This is a genomic window from Cupriavidus sp. AU9028 (assembly GCF_019795295.1).
GTDB lineage: Bacteria > Pseudomonadota > Gammaproteobacteria > Burkholderiales > Burkholderiaceae > Cupriavidus.
In genome coordinates, this window is sequence record NZ_JAIMCG010000009.1 from 133,174 (window position 1) to 151,108 (window position 17,935).

General features: G+C 64.7%; 12 protein-coding genes. 7 read left to right on the plus strand and 5 right to left on the minus strand.

What is annotated here, in order from left to right; genetic code table 11:
* Positions 1-362: 362 nt before the first annotated feature.
* From K6V06_RS12090 to K6V06_RS12105, 4 genes are all read left to right on the plus strand, one after another.
* The gene (locus K6V06_RS12090; RefSeq protein ID WP_222243701.1) at positions 363-1,619 is read left to right on the plus strand and encodes an efflux RND transporter periplasmic adaptor subunit; all 1,257 of its coding nucleotides are present in this window, start codon (positions 363-365) and stop codon (positions 1,617-1,619) included.
* Positions 1,620-1,684: 65 nt separating this feature from the next.
* The gene (locus tag K6V06_RS12095; protein ID WP_222243703.1) at positions 1,685-4,837 is read left to right on the plus strand and encodes an efflux RND transporter permease subunit; all 3,153 of its coding nucleotides are present in this window, start codon (positions 1,685-1,687) and stop codon (positions 4,835-4,837) included.
* A gap of 1 nt (position 4,838) precedes the next feature.
* Positions 4,839-6,314 (plus strand): efflux transporter outer membrane subunit, encoded by a 1,476-nt coding sequence (locus K6V06_RS12100; protein ID WP_222243705.1) that lies wholly within the window; start codon positions 4,839-4,841, stop codon positions 6,312-6,314.
* Positions 6,315-6,635: 321 nt separating this feature from the next.
* Positions 6,636-7,709 carry a YhcG family protein gene (locus K6V06_RS12105; protein ID WP_222243798.1) on the plus strand — a complete coding sequence of 358 codons (1,074 nt, stop codon included), beginning with the start codon at positions 6,636-6,638 and terminating at the stop codon, positions 7,707-7,709.
* A 97-nt stretch (positions 7,710-7,806) separates the two neighbouring features.
* On the opposite strand, the gene yidC is transcribed toward K6V06_RS12105, so the two are convergent.
* The 4 genes from yidC to rpmH are packed head-to-tail and all read right to left on the minus strand — an operon-like array spanning position 7,807 to position 10,417.
* Positions 7,807-9,471 (minus strand): membrane protein insertase YidC, encoded by a 1,665-nt coding sequence (gene yidC / locus K6V06_RS12110; protein ID WP_222243707.1) that lies wholly within the window; start codon positions 9,469-9,471, stop codon positions 7,807-7,809.
* Positions 9,472-9,493: 22 nt separating this feature from the next.
* The gene (gene yidD / locus K6V06_RS12115; protein WP_222243709.1) at positions 9,494-9,778 is read right to left on the minus strand and encodes a membrane protein insertion efficiency factor YidD; all 285 of its coding nucleotides are present in this window, start codon (positions 9,776-9,778) and stop codon (positions 9,494-9,496) included.
* A gap of 15 nt (positions 9,779-9,793) precedes the next feature.
* Positions 9,794-10,222 (minus strand): ribonuclease P protein component, encoded by a 429-nt coding sequence (gene rnpA, locus K6V06_RS12120; RefSeq protein ID WP_222243799.1) that lies wholly within the window; start codon positions 10,220-10,222, stop codon positions 9,794-9,796.
* A gap of 60 nt (positions 10,223-10,282) precedes the next feature.
* Complete coding sequence (rpmH, locus tag K6V06_RS12125; protein WP_006578231.1) at positions 10,283-10,417, minus strand: 50S ribosomal protein L34; 135 nt, start codon at positions 10,415-10,417, stop codon at positions 10,283-10,285.
* A 778-nt stretch (positions 10,418-11,195) separates the two neighbouring features.
* Between rpmH and dnaA the strand changes: the two genes are divergently transcribed.
* The 3 genes from dnaA (at position 11,196) to gyrB (ending at position 17,246) form a co-directional block, all read left to right on the plus strand.
* Positions 11,196-13,007, plus strand: coding sequence for a chromosomal replication initiator protein DnaA (dnaA, locus tag K6V06_RS12130; RefSeq protein ID WP_222243711.1), 1,812 nt, complete (start codon positions 11,196-11,198; stop codon positions 13,005-13,007).
* A 338-nt stretch (positions 13,008-13,345) separates the two neighbouring features.
* A complete protein-coding gene (dnaN, locus tag K6V06_RS12135; protein WP_222243713.1) occupies positions 13,346-14,461 on the plus strand; it encodes a DNA polymerase III subunit beta in 1,116 nt (371 codons plus the stop codon).
* Positions 14,462-14,720: 259 nt separating this feature from the next.
* Entirely contained in the window at positions 14,721-17,246 is a 2,526-nt protein-coding gene (gyrB, locus tag K6V06_RS12140; RefSeq protein ID WP_222243715.1) for a DNA topoisomerase (ATP-hydrolyzing) subunit B, read from the plus strand.
* Positions 17,247-17,337: 91 nt separating this feature from the next.
* On the opposite strand, the gene K6V06_RS12145 is transcribed toward gyrB, so the two are convergent.
* Positions 17,338-17,877 carry a dihydrofolate reductase family protein gene (locus K6V06_RS12145; RefSeq protein WP_222243717.1) on the minus strand — a complete coding sequence of 180 codons (540 nt, stop codon included), beginning with the start codon at positions 17,875-17,877 and terminating at the stop codon, positions 17,338-17,340.
* Positions 17,878-17,935: the final 58 nt, after the last annotated feature.

A 17,935-nucleotide genomic window follows, 5' to 3' on the forward strand; every position in this document is an offset into this window, starting at 1 on the left:
CGGGAAACGGCGCGTGCGGTTGTGCTTTCCGCGCAACAGATGAGGGCGGCGGCCGCTTTTCGCAACGCATTATTTTCTTACATACATGCTTGAATGTATATATACTACGCGCCAGTCACAACCAAGAATATCCGGCCAGACCCGCATGCTGATGCGCCACTGACACCAGCCTGCAACCTGTTGTGACGCATTCGCGACCTTTTGTCGCGTCTGTCACATCGTCCTTCAGTTTTGTGGCTAGTATTGTTCCCTTTCCCTCGCCGCCTTGCAGCGCCGAGGGCTCTGCCGCAAGACGAGCACGCCGGCCTTCGAGCCGGCGTTTGGCGTTCCGGCCGATCTCAATTTCCTACACGGGGTTATCGATGAGGAAGTCCCACCGTTCAAGTTTGCTTGCCGTTGCCGTCGTGGTCACGGCCCTGACGCTGTCTGCCTGCGGAGACAAGGCGCCTGAAGCCGCCGCGCCTCCGCCGCCGGAAGTCGGCGTCGTCACCGTCACCCCGTCGCGGATGCCGGTCATCAACGAACTGCCGGGACGCCTCGAAGGCGTGCGCACCGCCGAGGTGCGCGCGCGGGTCGAGGGCATCGTGCTGTCGCGCAACTATCGCGAGGGCGGCGAGGTCAAGGCCGGCCAGGTCATGTTCAAGATCGACCCGGCCCCGTATGAAGCGCAACTGGCCTCGGCCCGCGCCGATCTGGCCCGCGCCGAGGCCAACGCGGTCGCCGCCCGGCAGCGGGCCGAGCGTTACAAGCCGCTGGTTGCCGTCAATGCCGTCAGCAAGCAGGAGTACGACGAGGCGGTTGCCGCCGCCGGCCAGGCCAACGCCGAAATCGCTGCCGCCCGCGCCGCGGTGCGCACCGCCCAGATCAACCTGGGCTACACCACGGTGACCGCGCCGATCTCCGGCCGCGCCGGCCGCGCGCTGGTGACGGAAGGGGCCTTGGTCGGCAACGGCGAGGCGACCCGCCTGGCGCTGGTCGAGCAGGTCGATCCGATCTGGGTCACCTTCACCCAGCCGGCCACCGAAGTGATGCGCCTTCGCCGCGCCATCGAATCGGGCCAGATCCAGAACGTGAACGGCGGCGCACGCGTACGCCTGTTCCTCGACGACGGCACCGAATACAGCGAAACCGGCCGGCTGTTGTTCTCGGACATGACGGTCGACCCGACCACGGGCGCCATCACGCTGCGCGCGCAGTTCCCCAACAAGAACCGCGAGCTGCTCTCGGGCACCTTCGTGCGGGTGCGGGTGGAGCAGGGCATCGACGAGAACGCACTGACCGTGCCCCAGCGCGCGCTGATCCGCAACGCCAAGGGGGCCATGGTCATGGTCGTCGGCGCCGACGGCAAGGTGGGCGCCGTGCCCGTCAAGACCGGCATGGCGATCGGCGACCGCTGGCTGATCACCGAAGGGCTCAAGGGCGGCGAGCAGGTAATCGTCGAAGGGCTGCAGAAGGTGCAGCCGGGCGGCGTGGCCAAGGCGGTGCCGTTCCAGCAAGGGCAGGGCGCCAGCGCCCCGGCGGCGCAGGGTATTGCGGCACCGGCGGCAGCCCAGGGCGGTGCCAGCGGCGCGGCCGCGCCGGCTTCCGGCGCGCAGGCTCAGCAAGGCCAGAAGGGCTGAGGGCTGAGGGCTGAGTGCGCACGAAGCAGGAAACCAGATAGCGGAACAATTAGGGAGCCAGCCTCATGGCCAAGTTTTTCATCGACCGGCCGGTGTTCGCGTGGGTCATCGCGCTGATCATCGTGCTGGGCGGGATACTGTCGATCCTGAATCTACCGGTCGCGCAGTACCCCAATATCGCCCCGCCGATCATTTCGGTCACGGCCACCTATCCGGGGGCATCCGCCAAGACGCTTGAAGATTCGGTCACCACCGTGATCGAGCAGGAGCTCAATGGCGCGCCGGGCCTGATGTATTACAACTCGACCAGCGAGTCGACCGGTCTGGCGACGATCCAGATCGCGTTCCAGCCCGGCACCAATGTCGACCTGAACGCGGTGGAAGTGCAGAACCGCTTGAAGCGCGTGGAAGCGCGCCTGCCCGAGCAGGTGCGCCAGCAGGGCGTGCAGGTGCAGAAGGCCGGGAACAACTACATGATGTTCCTGACCGTCTCGTCCAAGTCTGGCACCGCCAGCGCGGTCGAGCTGGGCAACTACGTGTCGGCCAGCGTGCTCGACTCGATCCGCCGCGTGCCGGGCGTCGGCCAGGCCGACCTGTTCGGTACCGAGTACGCCATGCGGATCTGGCTCGATCCGGACAAGCTGATCGGCTTCAACCTGACCCCGCAGGACGTCACCAATGCGGTGGCCGAGCAGAACGTCCAGGTTGCCGTCGGTGAGCTGGGCGCGACGCCGTCGCCTCCCGGCACCGAGCTGAACGCGACCATCACGACTGAAAGCCGGCTTTCCACGCCCGAGCAGTTCGCCAACATCCTGCTGCGCGTCAACCAGGATGGCTCGCAGGTGCGCATCCGCGACGTCGGCCGCGTCGAGCTGGGCGGCTACGACTATTCGACGGTGGCCCGCACCAACGGCCGTCCGTCCGCGGCCATCGCCATCAAGCTGGCGCCGGACGCCAACGCGCTGTCGACCGCGACCGCCGTGCGCGAGCGGATGGAGGAGCTGGCGGCCAACTTCCCGCCGGACTACACCTACACCGTGCCGTACGACACGTCGGCCTTCGTCAAGATTTCCATCGAGGAAGTCATCAAGACGCTGCTCGAAGCCGTGGTGCTGGTGTTCCTGGTGATGTACCTGTTCCTGCAGAATTTCCGTGCCACCATCATTCCGACGCTGGTGGTGCCGGTCGCGCTGATGGGAACGTTCGGCATGCTGCTGGCCTTCGGTTTCTCGATCAACGTGCTGACCATGTTCGGCATGGTGCTCGCCATCGGTATCCTGGTGGACGATGCCATCGTGGTGGTCGAGAACGTCGAGCGGATCATGAGCGAGGAGGGCTTGTCCCCACGTGAAGCGACCCGCAAGGCGATGGGCCAGATTACCGGCGCCATCGTCGGCATCACGCTGGTGCTGACCGCGGTGTTCATCCCGATGGCGTTCTTCGCCGGCTCGGTGGGCAACATCTATCGCCAGTTCTCGCTGTCGCTGATCGCCTCGATGGCCTTCTCGGCGCTGCTGGCGCTGACGCTGACCCCGGCCCTTTGCGCCACCATGCTCAAGCCGGTGGAAGCAGGGCACCATCACGAGAAGAAGGGCTTCTTCGGCTGGTTCAACCGCACCTTCGCGCGCGCCTCGACCGGCTATCAGGGCATCGTCGCGCGCATCCTGGCGCGCAGCGGGCGCTACCTGATCCTGTACGCGCTGATCATCGCCGCCGTGGTGCTGCTGTTCACGCGCCTGCCGTCGTCCTTCCTGCCCGACGAGGACCAGGGCTACATGATCACGGTGGTCCAGTTGCCGAACGGCGCCACGCAGGAACGGACGCTGGGCGTGCTCAAGCAGATCGAGGACTACTACCTGCAGAAGGAAAGCGAAGTCGTCGACCAGATGATCACGGTGGCCGGCTTCTCGTTCTTCGGCCGCGGCCAGAACGGCGGTATCGCCTTCGTGCGGCTGAAGGACTGGAGCGAGCGCACCGGCGCCGACCAGACCGCGCAGGCGCTGGTCGGCCGGGCCTTCGGCGCGCTGTCGTTCATCAAGGACGCCATCATCTTCCCGCTGAACCCGCCCGCGATCCAGGAACTGGGCAACTCCTCGGGCTTCGACTTCCGCCTGCAGGACCGCACCGGTCAGGGCCATGAGAAGCTGATGGAAGCGCGCAACATGATGCTCGGCATGGCCGCGCAGAATCCGGTGCTGGTCGGCGTGCGTCCGGAAGGCCAGGAAGATGCGCCGCAGCTGCAGATCGATATCGACCGCGAGAAGGCGAGGGCGCTGGGCGTGGCCATCGCCGACATCAATCGCACCGTGTCGATCGCCTTCGGTTCGTCGTATGTGAACGACTTCATCTACGAAGGCCGGGTGCGGCGCGTCGTGGTGCAGGCCGAGGGCAGCGATCGTCAGCTGCCGCAGGATCTGACCAAGCTGCGCGTACGCAATGCCGACGGCGAGATGGTGGCGTTCGACGCCTTCGCGACCTCGAAGTGGATCATGGGCTCGCCGCGCCTGGAGCGCTACAACGGCCTGCCGGCGGTCAAGATCTCGGGTCAGGCCGCACCGGGGCGCAGTACCGGCGACGCGATGAAGGCGATGGAGGAAATGGCCGCCAAGCTGCCGCCAGGCTTCGGGTACGAGTGGTCGGGCCAGTCCTTCGAGGAGCGGGTCGCGGGTGCCCAGGAACCGATGCTGTACACGCTGTCGCTGATCATCGTGTTCCTGTGTCTGGCCGCGCTGTATGAAAGCTGGTCGATCCCGGTGGCGGTGCTGCTGGTGGTGCCGCTGGGCGTGCTCGGTGCACTGCTCGGCGTGACGCTGCGCGGCATGCCCAACGACGTCTACTTCAAGGTGGGCCTGATCGCGACCATCGGTCTGTCGGCGAAGAACGCGATTCTGATCGTGGAATTCGCCAAGGACCTGCAGGCGCAGGGCAAGAGCCTGATGGATGCGACCCTGGAAGCGGTGCATCTGCGCTTCCGGCCGATCCTGATGACCTCGTTCGCGTTCATCCTGGGCGTGCTGCCGCTGGCGATCTCCACCGGCGCGGGCTCGGGCAGCCAGCGCGCCATCGGTACCGGCGTGATGGGCGGCATGATTACCGCGACCGTGCTCGCGATTTTCCTGGTGCCTGTGTTCTTCGTGGTCATCCGCAAACGCTTCAAGGGTAGCGAGCGTCAACGCATGCTCGACCAGAAGTGGCACGACCCGAAGGAGGAAATCTGATATGACAAAGACTCTGACCGCGGTGCTGCTGCTCGCCGGCGTGTTGTCCGGCTGCACCCTGGCGCCTCGCTACGAGCGGCCGGGCGCGCCGGTGTCGACCAGCTTTCCGGCGGCGCCGGAAGGCTACGGCCAGGCCGAACCGAAGAGCGGTGAAACGCGCCGCGCCACGGAAATCGGCTGGCGCGAGTTCTTCACCGATCCGCGCCTGCAGGCGATGATTGCCACCGCGCTGGAAAACAACCGCGACCTGCGTACCGCCGCGCTGCGCATCGAGGAAGCGCGCGCGCAGTACCAGGTCACGCGCGCCGACCTGCTGCCGACCGTCAACGCGACCGGCGGCTACACGCGCCAGCAGATCTCCGGCGCCGCGTCGCCGGTGGGTACCGGCTATATCGCCGAGTACTGGCAGGCGGGCGGGGCGGTGACCTCGTACGAGCTGGACTTCTTCGGCCGCGTGCGCAGCCTCTCCAATGCGGCGCTGTCGCAGTACTTCGCCACCGAAGAGGCGCAGCGCGCCGCGCATATCTCGCTGGTGTCGGAAGTCGCCAAGGCCTACCTCGCCGAGCGGTCCTATGACGAGCAGTATGTCATCGCGCAGAACACGCTGAAGACGCGCGAGGAATCGCTGCAGCTGGCTCGCCAGCGCTTCGAGGCCGGCGCCACCTCGGCACTGGACCTGCGCGACAACGAGTCGCTGGTCGCGCAGGCGCGCGTCTCCGCCGCCGAACTGGCACGTCTGCGGGCGCAGGCCCGCAACGCGCTGGAACTGCTGGTCGGCACGCCGCTGGCTTCCATCCCGAACCTGCCACCGGCGCCGATGCTGTCGGAGGAGCGGCTGATCTCGGATATCCCGCCGGGTCTGCCCTCGGATCTGCTGGAGCAGCGCCCCGACATTCGCCAGGCCGAGCAGGCACTGCTGGCCGCCAACGCCAACATCGGCGCCGCGCGCGCGGCTTTCTTCCCGCGCATCACGCTGACCGGCAGCGTCAGCAGCATGAGCCGTGACTTCAGCGGCCTGTTCGAAGCCGGCACCAAGGCCTGGGCCTTCACTCCGCAGCTCGTGCTGCCGATCTTCGACTTCGGCCGCAATATGTCGAACCTGGACCTGGCACACGTACGCAAGAACATCCAGATCGCCAACTACGAGCGCACCATCCAGACCGCCTTCCGCGAGGTGGCAGATGCCCTGGTGGCACGCGGCACGCTGGAAGAGCAGGTCGCCGGTCAGGAGCAGGTGCGGGAAGCTGAAACGCAACGCTTCGAACTGGCCAACCTGCGGTTCCGCAGCGGCATCACCGGCCAGCTCGAATTGCTCGACGCGCAGCGTCAGCTGTTCACCGCCGAACAGGCACTGATCCAGGCGCGCCAGCTGCGCCTGAACAACGCCATCGACCTGTACCGCGCGCTGGGCGGCGGCCTGACCGAAACCGGTCCGGTCGCGACGGCAGCGACGCCGCAGACGACCGCCACGCCCTGACAGGCGCGGCGAAGGCATCAGGGCGCCCCTCGGGGCGCCTTTTTTTTCGTCCGCGATTTGCTAAAGGATCGTCCGCTATCGGCAAGCTGCCCAGTTGGAGCGACGTAAGATGGCTTGTCGGTTCGATCGTTGTTACGGGCCCGGTTGCTTCTTTCCGGCGCCGCTTGTGATAACGACTTTTGCGGGAGCCAGCTGCCATCCCAGTTCCTTGCTGGGCGCACGCTGTCACGATGGCAGCTGGCCTTTTTTTCCTCAAAGATGCTGCACATGCAGCGCTGGTTGCCGCAGCCAGTTCACATCGAGTTGATCAGGAGGCCTTGGATGATCCGGCGCGGAGCGCCCCTAACTGCGCCCGCCGTATTGCTCGGGGACATCCGGACTCTTATCCAATCGGCGCAACAGCGCGTGGCTTCAGCCGCCAACGCTGAGCTAACTCTACTCTTCTGGCAAATTGGTCTGCGAGTGCAGACGGAGGTCCTTGCTCGTCAGCGCGCCGGCTATGGTGAGGAGGTCATCTCCGCCCTTGCTGCCCAATTGGTCCAGGAGTTTGGCCGTAGCTTCGCGGAGAAGAACCTGCGTCGAATGGTTCAGTTCGCAGCGACATTTCCAGACCAACGAATTGTCGTGACACTGTCACGACAATTGAGCTGGTCTCACTTCGTGGCACTGTTGCCGCTCAAAGACCCTCTTCAGCGCGAGTTCTACGTTCACATGGCGAGGGCCGAGCGCTGGAGCGTCCGCACATTGCGCGAGCGGATCGACTCGATGCTCTACGAGCGTACGGCTTTGTCCCGGAAACCGGCGACACTAATCGCGCACGAATTGGCGACCATGCGCGAGTCTCAGCGAATGTCACCGGCGCTTCTTATGCGCGATCCCTACATATTGGATTTTCTGGGACTCCAGGATACCTGGCAGGAGGGAGATCTCGAAGCCGCCATCATTCGTGAAATGGAGGCATTCCTGCTGGAATTGGGCGCCGGCTTCACCTTTGTCGCCCGGCAGAAGCGCATCCAGATTGACAACGAGGATTTCCACTTGGACCTGCTGTTCTACAACCGCAAATTGCGCCGGCTGGTAGCGGTTGAGCTGAAGGTCGGCGAGTTCAAGGCAGCGTACAAGGGCCAGATGGAGCTTTACCTACGATGGCTGGACAAGCACGAGCGCGAGCCGGAGGAAGCATCGCCCTTGGGCGTCATTCTCTGCACCGGCAAGAAGTCGGAGCAGATCGAGTTGCTGGAACTGGACAAGTCCGGTATTCATGTCGCGGAATACCTCACTAGCCTGCCCCCGAGAAGCCTGCTGCTGGATCGCCTGCGGCAGGCGGCTGAAAGAGCCCACGCTACGTGCACTTCAGGTGTAGTCGAGGCGGAGCAAAGCGGCCTATCAAGCTGAAGGTCCTTGACGCGGATACAAAAAAGCCCGGCGCTCATACGAGCTCCGGGCTTTTTGCATTGCACCGTTCGCGCGGCAGCGCCGCGCGGTAGGGGCGTCAGCTCTTGACCGGCGCCGCCGTCTTGCCCTTGCCGAGCATCCGGTTGATCTGCCATTGCTGGGCGATCGACAGGATGTTGTTCACCACCCAGTACAGCACCAGGCCGGCCGGGAAGAAGAAGAACATCACCGAGAACACCAGCGGCATGACCATCATCACCTTGGCCTGGATCGGGTCCGGCGGCGTCGGGTTCAGCTTGGTCTGCACGAACATCGACACGGCCATCACGATTGGCAGGATAAAGAACGGATCGGGTACCGACAGATCCTTGATCCAGCCCAGCCACGGCGCGCCGCGCATTTCCACCGACGACAGCAGCACCCAGTACAGCGCGATGAACACCGGAATCTGGATCAGGATCGGCAGGCAGCCACCGAGCGGATTGACCTTCTCGGTGCGGTACAGCGCCATCATCTCCGTGTTCATCTTCTGCGGGTCGCCCTTGTAGCGCTCGCGGATGGCGGTCATGCGGGGCTGCAGGTCCTTCATCTTGCCCATCGAGCGGTAGCTTGCCGCCGACAGCGGGAAGAACACCAGCTTGATCAGCACGGTCAGCGCGATGATCGACCAGCCCCAGTTACCCAGCAGGCCGTGCAGCTTCTCCAGCAGCCAGAACAGCGGCTTGGCCAGGATGGTCAGCCAGCCGTAGTCCTTGACCAGTTCCAGGCCCGGCGCGATCTGCTCGAGCATGTGCTCTTCCTGCGGGCCAGCGAACATGCGTGCCTGGGTGCTGACGGTTGCGCCCGGGGCGATCTCGCCCAGCGGCTGCTGCACGCCGACGCGGTACAGGTTTGGATCGATCTGTTCCACATAGAAGCTGTGCTGCTTGCCGGTCTGAGGCAGCCATGCGGAGGCGAAGTAGTGCTGCACCATCGCCACCCAGCCGTTGTCGGCCGGGGCGGGCAGGGTGGCCTTGCCCTTGGTGATGTCTTCGAAGCTGATCTTGTGATACTTGTCGGCGTCGGTGTAGACGGCCGGACCCGTGAAGGTGCTGTAGAACTGCGACTGCTCGACCTGGGTGCCGTCGCGCGCCAGTTCCATGTACAGCGTCGGCGAGACCGGCTGGGCACGGCTGTTGGTCACGTCAAAGCGCGTGTCCACGACGTAGCTGCCCTTCTGGAAGCGATACGTCTTGACCAGCCGCACACCGTCCTTCTCGGCGGTCAGCACTACGTCCAGCGCGCCGGCATCGCCCAGCTGGCGCGGGCCCGGTGCGGCGGCAAAGACGGTAGTGTGATTGGGCAGGTCGCCGTTGATCAGGCCCGAGCGCGCCATATAGGTATGGGCGGCGCTGCGCTGGAACAGCACGACCGGGTTGCCGGCTTCGTCCTTGTGACGCAGCAGTTCCAGTCGCGACACGATGCCGCCAGCGGTATCGATCTCCGCACGAACCACATCGGTCGTCACGACGATCTTCTCGCCCACGGGCTGCGCGGCCTGCGGAGCTGCCGCCGGCGTGCCGGTCGGCGAAGCGCCGCCAACGGCCTTGGGCACGTCGCTGCGCGCTTCCGGGGCGCTGGCCGGCGACGCGGTGGTGGCAGCGGGCTGCGAGGCGCTCGGGAAGAACATCGAGGCGTGGCCGTTTGCGCGCTGCCAGTTGTCGTAGAGCAGCACGAGGGACATCGAGAAGATGACCCAGAGTATGGTGCGTTTGATATCCATGTCTCGCTGTGTCGGGGGAATTTCAGGGTCGGGGCAGGCGATGCGTGACGGCGCTCCGGTCCTGCCGGCCAGTCTCCGCCGCATTGGCGGTAGAGCAGGGCGGCACCGGATCATACCCGCCTTGCGCGAAAGGATGGCAGCGGCAAAGCCGGCGCGCGGCCAGCCAGCTGCCACGGCCGGCGCCATGGGTGACGATTGCCTCGCGCGCGTAATCGGAACACGTCGGCAGGAAGCGGCACTGCGAGCCGAAATACGGGCTCAGCGCCACCTTGTAGGCGCGAAGCAGGGCAAGCCGTAGCGGCTTCATACGGCGCTCCGGAAGTCAGGAGCCGGCCGGCGGCGATGGCGGCGGCGATGGTGGCGATGGTGGCGGTAGCGGCGGCAGTGGCCGGGCGGCCACCTCCATCAGCCCCCTCAGTTCGGTCAGGCAGGCTGCCCGGACGGCACGCCGGCTGGCAAAGGCCGCACGGGGGAATTTCGCCTGCAGGCGCAGCAACACGTCCCGGCCAGCCAGTCGATCCTGGCACTGCCTGAACAGTTCCCGCACCGTGCGCTTCACCAGATTACGCTCGACGGCGCGCGGCGCGAACTTCTTGCCCACGACAATGCCGAGCCGGGCCTGCGGAAGACCGTTGGGCCTGACATAGAGCACGAAGTGTTCGCTGCGGCGGCGCGGGCGCAAAGCAAAAACGGATGAAAACTCATCCGTCTTTGTGAGCCTCGCGGCTTTGGGGAAGGCATGCGTCGGCACGCTGGGGCCGATGCGCTGCGGGTGGGATGGCACGAGGCCGCCCACACCCGCGGCTGGTCCTTAGACCGCCAGGCGCTTGCGACCCTTGGCGCGGCGCGCGTTGATCACGGCGCGGCCGCCACGGGTCTTCATGCGCACGCGGAAGCCATGGGTACGCTTGCGGCGGGTAACGGAAGGTTGGTAGGTACGTTTCATGTTGCACTCTCTGGTTGATCTTGGCGTCCCCGGCTGCCGCGCAGGGTGCCAGGGCCGCCGCGTATGGTTCGCTTGGGCCGCCGCGGATGCGGTAACGCCGACGATGGAGGTTGTTCCGGTTGCCGGCCAAGTGCCGGCGCCCATCTGCTGTTTGGGGCTGGCGGGACGGCCAAACCGCACCGCGTCCCGGCCGCCGGTCATTCAGATCGACGAAAAGGACGCGAGGGCCGGAGTCAGACCCGGCGATGCGCATACGTGATCCCCTGCCGCATCGCAGAACCCGCCATTTAACTGATTTTTGCGGAAGCTGTCAAGGCAGTAAACCGTGCGGAGAAGCGCCTTCCCGGCCAACGCCACTTTTGTCCACAGTATCGCAGTGCAACAGAGAGGGTGCCTGAAATGCCACATTTGCGTCGATGAGGCGGGCTTTTTGCCTTTGAAATCAACGGTTTCGCTAAATAAAGTGCTTCCTGCGGCGCTGCTGCTTCTCGAGTTGTGCACAGCCATCCACCGCATCTTCACAAGTTGTCCACAGACTTATCCTTTGTGGATAACTTGGCGAGGGGGGTACAATCCCGGTCCAAACACAACACGGCCTGCGTGGCGCACGCGACCCGGGTGTTGGATGCATGCAGGCCGGTCGGTGGCGAGGGGGGTACTCGCCGCCTGCCATGACGTGGCCGCCATGCCCTTCCCGGAGAGAGCGGCGCCTTTTTTCTTTCGGCGATCGAGAAACGGCGTGGCACCAGGCGACCGTGGCACTAGCAAACAAGAACCAATGCAAGACTTCTGGCAGGCGGCAGCCGCGCAACTCGAGCGCGAACTGACGCCCCAACAGTTCAAGACGTGGATCAAGCCGCTGGCTCCCGTTGCGTTCGATGAGGACGCGCTGGCGCTGCGCATCGCCGCGCCCAACCGATTCAAGCTGGACTGGGTCAAGAGCCAGTTCGCCGGCCGCATCACTGCGCTCGCCTGCGAGTACTGGGAAGCGCAAGTCAGCGTCCACTTTGTCCTCGACCCGACGGCTTCCGGCCGAGCGGCGGCCGGATATGCGGCTCCCGCTCCCCATCCTGCCTATCCGCAGACGGGCGGCCACGGCGAGGCCGGCATGAACGGCAACGCGGGCGGTCCCGGTCAGCCGGCCGGTCCTGCCGCCCACCTTGCGCCGCCGTACGCCGGCAACCCGGCCGGGGCGGCGGCGTATCCGTCCGCGCCTGGTCAGCCGCTCGGCTATGGCGCCGCCGAGCAGCCGGGCGCGGGCGTGGCTGCGCCCACCCCCTATCCGGGCGCGGAGATCAACGCGCAGCATGCTGCCGCTCACCCGGGGGGTACGCATTCCGGCGCTGCACATTCCCGCTATGGCTCGACGGGCTATGGCTCGACGGGCTATGGCGCGCAGGGCATGGGTGCTGGCGGAATGGGCCAGGCCGTGCCGCAGGGAATGCATGGCGGCGCCGACGGCCAGGATATCGACATCCCGCAGCTGGACCCCGCCGAGGCCGCCGCACGCTCGTACCGCGTCGCCCAGCCACCGCTGCCCGGCGCCCAGCAGCCGGACACGGTGCATGAGCGCTCGCGTCTGAATCCGATCCTGACCTTCGACAACTTCGTCACCGGCAAGGCCAACCAGCTTGCGCGCGCGGCGGCGATCCAGGTTGCCAACAATCCGGGCAAGTCGTACAACCCGCTGTACCTGTACGGCGGCGTGGGCCTGGGCAAGACTCACCTGATCCACGCCATCGGCAATTTCATGCTGATGGAAAATCCGCGCGCGCGGATCCGCTACATCCATGCCGAGCAATATGTGTCGGACGTGGTGAAGGCATACCAGCGCAAGGCGTTCGACGAATTCAAGCGCTACTACCATTCGCTGGACCTGCTGCTGATCGACGATATCCAGTTCTTCTCCGGCAAGAACCGGACGCAGGAGGAGTTCTTCTATGCGTTCGAGGCGCTGATCGCCAACCGCGCCCAGGTCATCATCACCAGCGATACCTATCCGAAGGAAATCACCGGCATCGACGACCGGCTGATCTCGCGTTTCGATTCGGGGCTCACCGTGGCCATCGAGCCGCCCGAGCTGGAGATGCGCGTGGCCATTCTGATGAAGAAGGCCGCCGCGGAAAACGTCTCGGTGCCGGAGGAAGTCGCCTTCTTCGTCGCCAAGCATCTGCGCTCGAACGTGCGCGAGCTGGAAGGGGCGCTGCGCAAGATCCTCGCCTTTTCCAATTTCCATGGCAAGGACATCACCATCGAGGTCACGCGCGAGGCGCTGAAGGATCTGCTGACCGTGCAGAACCGCCAGATCTCGGTGGAGAACATCCAGAAGACGTGCGCCGACTTCTACAACATCAAGGTCGCCGACATGTATTCGAAGAAGCGACCTGCCAATATCGCGCGGCCGCGTCAGATCGCCATGTATCTGGCCAAGGAGCTGACGCAAAAGAGCCTGCCCGAAATCGGCGAGCTGTTCGGCGGCCGCGATCACACCACCGTGCTGCATGCGGTGCGCAAGATTGCCGACGAACGCAGCAAGGACGCCCAGCTGAACCACGAACTGCACGTCCTGGAGCAGACGCTCAAGGGCTAGACGAGCCAGTGCCGTCCGCCGGGGCGGCTGCGGCCGCCGTGCTGGCATACTTCGGTAGTGACGGCACGATCCCGGCGCGCCGCGCAAGCCCTGGCATTGGCCGGAAAGCCGCGCCCGGCAAGGCTTTGCAGCTCGTCCGCCAGGTTTGGGGGATCGTGCCTTTTCATGCACAATACGTGCGCGGGCCGAAGGCTCGCAACCTTTGCCCGGACAACGGTTTCAGGGTAAAATGGCGCATTAACTTCTTGATTACTAAGTGATTTTGGAGTTATGCGGAAAAGCCGCCGCGCGGGGCGGCCTGGCGGACGCTGAATACAAACGACGAAGGACAGAAATCGATGCAATTGGTCAAAACCTCGCGAGACAATCTGCTGCGTCCGCTGCAAATCGTGAGCGGCATTGTGGAACGCCGTCATACCCTCCCGATTTTGGCCAACCTGCTGATTCGCAAGTCCGGCGCCAACGTATCCTTCCTCTCCACCGATATCGAAATCCAGATCACCACGCACGCTGAATGCGGCGTGGGCAGCGACGACGTGGCGACCACCGTCGCGGCCCGCAAGCTGCTCGATATCCTTCGTGCCATGCCCGAGGGCGACGTAGCGCTGTCGCTGACCGACAAGCGCATGACCGTGCAGTCGGGCAAGAGCCGGTTCGCGCTGCAGACGCTGGCCGCGGAGGAATTTCCGACCGTCGCCGAAGCGACCGAATTCACCGCGGGCGTCACGCTGCCGCAGAAGACCTTCAAGCATCTGCTGGCGATGGTGCATTTCGCCATGGCGCAGCAGGACATCCGCTATTACCTGAACGGCATGCTGCTGGTGGTCGATGGCAAGAAGCTGATGGCCGTGGCGACCGACGGTCACCGCCTGGCCTATTGCGCCGTCGAGCTCGAGCAGGAGCCCTCGGGCGCTGGTACCCGCCAGGAAGTCATCATTCCGCGCAAGACCATCCTGGAGCTGCAGCGTCTGCTCGAGGACAACGACGATCCCGTGCAGGTGCAGCTGGCCGCCAACCAGATCAAGTTCACCTTCGCCAACGTCGAGCTGATCTCGAAGCTGGTGGAAGGCAAGTTCCCGGATTTCCAGCGGGTCATTCCGAAGGGCTACAAGAACGCGTTCTCGATCGACCGCGTCCAGCTGCAGCAGGCGCTGCAGCGTACCGCCATTCTGACCACCGACAAGTTCAAGGGCGTGCGCTGCATCCTCGATACGCACACCCTGAAAATCAGCTCGACCAACGCCGACCAGGAAGAAGCGCAGGAAGAGCTCGAACTCGATTATTCGGGCGACGCGCTCGATATCGGCTTCAACGTGACCTATCTGCTCGACGTGCTGGGCAACCTGAAGAGCGAGCAAGTCCAGGTCAGCCTCGGCGACTCGAATTCGAGTGCGCTGATTACCGTGCCGGAAGACGACGACTTCAAGTACGTCGTCATGCCGATGCGCATCTGATGCTCCACTCTCCGATGTCCGCCCGAGAATCCGTTGGCGCGGGGCGAGCATCGGACGATACGAACAACCGGAGCATCGGACGGCAAGCTGGCCGGCCCCGACGTGGCGCTATGTGACACCACGGCGCGCCGGGCATAGCAGGGGCAGGATCTTCGGGGATCCGCCCCTTTGCCGTTTTTATGTAACCGCCATGCGGAATTCCCGTCGCCCGCGCAAGCGCGCGCGGCGGGCCATTCGTATTTGCCGTGAGTAGGAAAACATGACCCAACAGCAGAACCCGCAACAGGAAAACAGCTACGGCGCCTCCTCGATCCAGATCCTGGAGGGGCTGGAGGCGGTACGCAAGCGGCCGGGCATGTATATCGGCGACACCTCCGATGGCACCGGCCTGCATCACCTCGTCTTCGAAGTACTCGACAACTCGATCGACGAAGCGCTGGCCGGCTATTGCACCGAGATCCAGGTCACCATCCACACGGACAACTCGATCTCCATCGTCGATAACGGCCGCGGCATTCCGCACGGCATCAAGTTCGACGACAAGCACGAGCCCAAGCGCAGCGCGGCGGAAATCGCCATGACCGAGCTGCACGCCGGCGGCAAGTTCAACCAGAACAGCTACAAGGTGTCCGGCGGCCTGCATGGCGTTGGCGTGTCCTGCGTCAACGCGCTGTCCAAGTGGCTGCGCCTGACGGTGCGCCGCGATGGCCAGGCGCATTTCATTGAATTCGCGCAAGGTGCGGTGCAGAACCGCATCGTGGAAACGGTCAACGGCCCGGACGGACAGGCAACCGAAGTCTCGCCGATGAAGGTGCTCGGGCCGACCGACAAGCGCGGCACCGAGGTGCATTTCCTGGCCGATGAAGTGATTTTCACGAACGTCGAGTTCCACTACGAGGTGCTGTCCAAGCGCATCCGTGAACTGTCGTTCCTGAATAACGGCGTGCATATCAAGCTGACCGACCAGCGTACCGGCAAGGAAGAGGACTTCGCGTTCTCTGGCGGCGTGAAGGGGTTTGTCGAGTACATCAACCGCGCCAAGTCCGTGCTGCACCCGAATATCTTCTACGCGAATGCGGAGAAGGAGGGCATCGCCGTCGAAGTCGCCATGCAGTGGAACGACGGCTATAACGAGCAGGTGCTCTGCTTCACCAACAATATTCCGCAACGCGACGGCGGCACCCACCTGACCGGGCTGCGTGCGGCGATGACGCGCGTCATCAACAAGTACATCGAAGAAAACGAGATCGCCAAGAAGGCCAAGGTCGAAACCAGCGGCGACGACATGCGCGAAGGCCTGTCGTGCGTGCTGTCGGTCAAGGTGCCCGAGCCCAAGTTCAGCTCGCAGACCAAGGACAAGCTGGTGTCGTCCGAAGTGCGTCTGCCCGTCGAGGAACTGGTCTCCAAGGCACTGACCGACTTCCTGCTGGAAACGCCCAACGACGCCAAGATCATCTGCGGCAAGATCGTTGACGCCGCCCGCGCCCGTGAAGCCGCACGCAAGGCCCGCGAAATGACCCGCCGCAAGGGCGCGTTCGACGGCATGGGGCTGCCGGGCAAGCTGGCCGACTGCCAGGAGCGCGATCCGGCGCTGTCCGAACTGTTCCTGGTCGAGGGCGACTCCGCAGGCGGCTCCGCCAAGCAGGGGCGCGATCGCAAGTTCCAGGCGATCCTGCCGCTCAAGGGCAAGATCCTGAACGTCGAGCGCGCGCGCTTCGACAAGATGCTGTCCAGCCAGGAAGTGCTGACGCTGATCACCGCGCTGGGCACCGGCATCGGCAAGGACGACTACAACCTGGACAAGCTGCGCTATCACCGCATCATCATCATGACCGATGCGGACGTGGACGGCTCGCACATCCGCACGCTGCTGCTGACGTTCTTCTATCGGCAGATGCCCGACATCATCGAGCGCGGCTACGTCTACATCGCGCAACCGCCGCTGTACAAGGTCAAGCATGGCAAGGACGAGCGCTACATCAAGGACGACAGCGAGCTGAACGCCTACATGCTGCGCCTGGCGATGGAAAAGGCATCGCTGGTGCGTCCGGATGGCAGCGATATCAGCGGCGATGCCCTGGCCGAACTCGCGCGCCAGTACCAGCTGGCCGAAGGCGTGATCACCCGCCTGTCGCGCGTGGTCGATAGCGATGCGCTGCGCGCCATTGCCGACGGCGTCGAGCTGAACCTCGACTCCGCCGAAGGCGCCGAAGCCTCGGCCCGAACGCTGAAGGCCAAGCTCGCCGAGATGCATGCCAAGCGCCTGAACGGTGCCGCGGTCAACGACGACGGCACCGCCGACGTCTACGCGCAGTACGACGAAAAGAACGAGAAGCACCGCCTGATGGTCGCGCGCCGCCACCACGGCAACGTGCGCCTGTCGCATATCGACTCGGAGTTCGTGCACGGCGCCGACTACGCCGCGCTGGCGCTGGCCGCCAAGACCTTCCAGGGCCTGATCCCCGACGGCACCAAGGTGCGCCGTGGCGAAGGCGAGAAGATGCGCGAGCAGACCGTCAGCGACTTCCACGCGGCGATGCAGTGGCTGCTGTCCGAAGCGGAGCGGGGCGTATCGCGCCAGCGCTACAAGGGCCTGGGCGAGATGAACCCCGAGCAGCTGTTCGAAACGACGCTGGACGTGACCCAGCGCCGCCTGCTGAAGGTGCAGATCGAGGACGCGATCGCCGCCGACCAGATCTTCACGACGCTGATGGGCGATGAAGTGGAGCCGCGGCGCAACTTCATCGAGAGCAATGCGTTGGTGGCGCGGAATATCGATGTCTGACACCGTGGCGGCGTCGTAGGGCAAGGGGCCGTCCCTTTGCCATGCGGCACCACGCGCAACGCCCACAGCCCGGCCCTCGCGCCGGGCTGTTTCATTGCTGCCTGACCCGGTAGGTCGATTGCACCAGCCCCGACGGAAAACTGCGGCTGGACACCAGCACAAGATCGACGTCGCTGGCCAGCGTGCCGAACAACGGTCGTCCCGATCCAATCAGCACCGGGGCCGTGGTGATGACCATATCCTCGACCAGTCCTTCCCGCAGGAACGACTGCACGACCTGCCCGCCATCGAGATAGATGCGTCGCACGCCCTCGCCGGCCAGCGAGTCCATCAGTTCCCGCGGTGACGCGCCGGTGAAGCGTACCTTCCCCTGCAATGCCTCGGGCACCGGCGTACCGGCCAGCTGCCGGGACAGCACTACAACCGGCCTGTCATAGGGCCAGGGGTCGAAGCTCGACACCTTCTCATAGCTGCCACGGCCCATGACGATCACGTCCTTGTCCGCGATGAAGTCGTTGTAGCCGTGATCCTCGGTGGGGTCGTCACGTTGCAGCAGCCAGTCGATGTCGCCGTCCGAGCGGGCGATATAACCATCGAGGCTGATGGCGATGAAGACATGCGCGGTGGTCATGGAAGGGTCTCATTGTTCTTGTTGGGCTGTATAGCCTACCTTCCCGGATCGGCGCATT

Bases quoted from the DNA above. Each gene is read 5' to 3' on its own strand.
- K6V06_RS12145 (WP_222243717.1), bottom strand. From the start codon at position 17,877: ATGACCACCGCGCATGTCTTCATCGCCATCAGCCTCGATGGTTATATC.
- rpmH (WP_006578231.1), bottom strand. From the start codon at position 10,417: ATGAAACGTACCTACCAACCTTCCGTTACCCGCCGCAAGCGTACCCAT.
- yidD (WP_222243709.1), bottom strand. From the start codon at position 9,778: ATGAAGCCGCTACGGCTTGCCCTGCTTCGCGCCTACAAGGTGGCGCTG.
- K6V06_RS12105 (WP_222243798.1), top strand. From the start codon at position 6,636: ATGATCCGGCGCGGAGCGCCCCTAACTGCGCCCGCCGTATTGCTCGGG.
- K6V06_RS12100 (WP_222243705.1), top strand. From the start codon at position 4,839: ATGACAAAGACTCTGACCGCGGTGCTGCTGCTCGCCGGCGTGTTGTCC.
- K6V06_RS12090 (WP_222243701.1), top strand. From the start codon at position 363: ATGAGGAAGTCCCACCGTTCAAGTTTGCTTGCCGTTGCCGTCGTGGTC.
- K6V06_RS12095 (WP_222243703.1), top strand. From the start codon at position 1,685: ATGGCCAAGTTTTTCATCGACCGGCCGGTGTTCGCGTGGGTCATCGCG.
- dnaN (WP_222243713.1), top strand. From the start codon at position 13,346: ATGCAATTGGTCAAAACCTCGCGAGACAATCTGCTGCGTCCGCTGCAA.
- dnaA (WP_222243711.1), top strand. From the start codon at position 11,196: ATGCAAGACTTCTGGCAGGCGGCAGCCGCGCAACTCGAGCGCGAACTG.
- yidC (WP_222243707.1), bottom strand. From the start codon at position 9,471: ATGGATATCAAACGCACCATACTCTGGGTCATCTTCTCGATGTCCCTC.
- gyrB (WP_222243715.1), top strand. From the start codon at position 14,721: ATGACCCAACAGCAGAACCCGCAACAGGAAAACAGCTACGGCGCCTCC.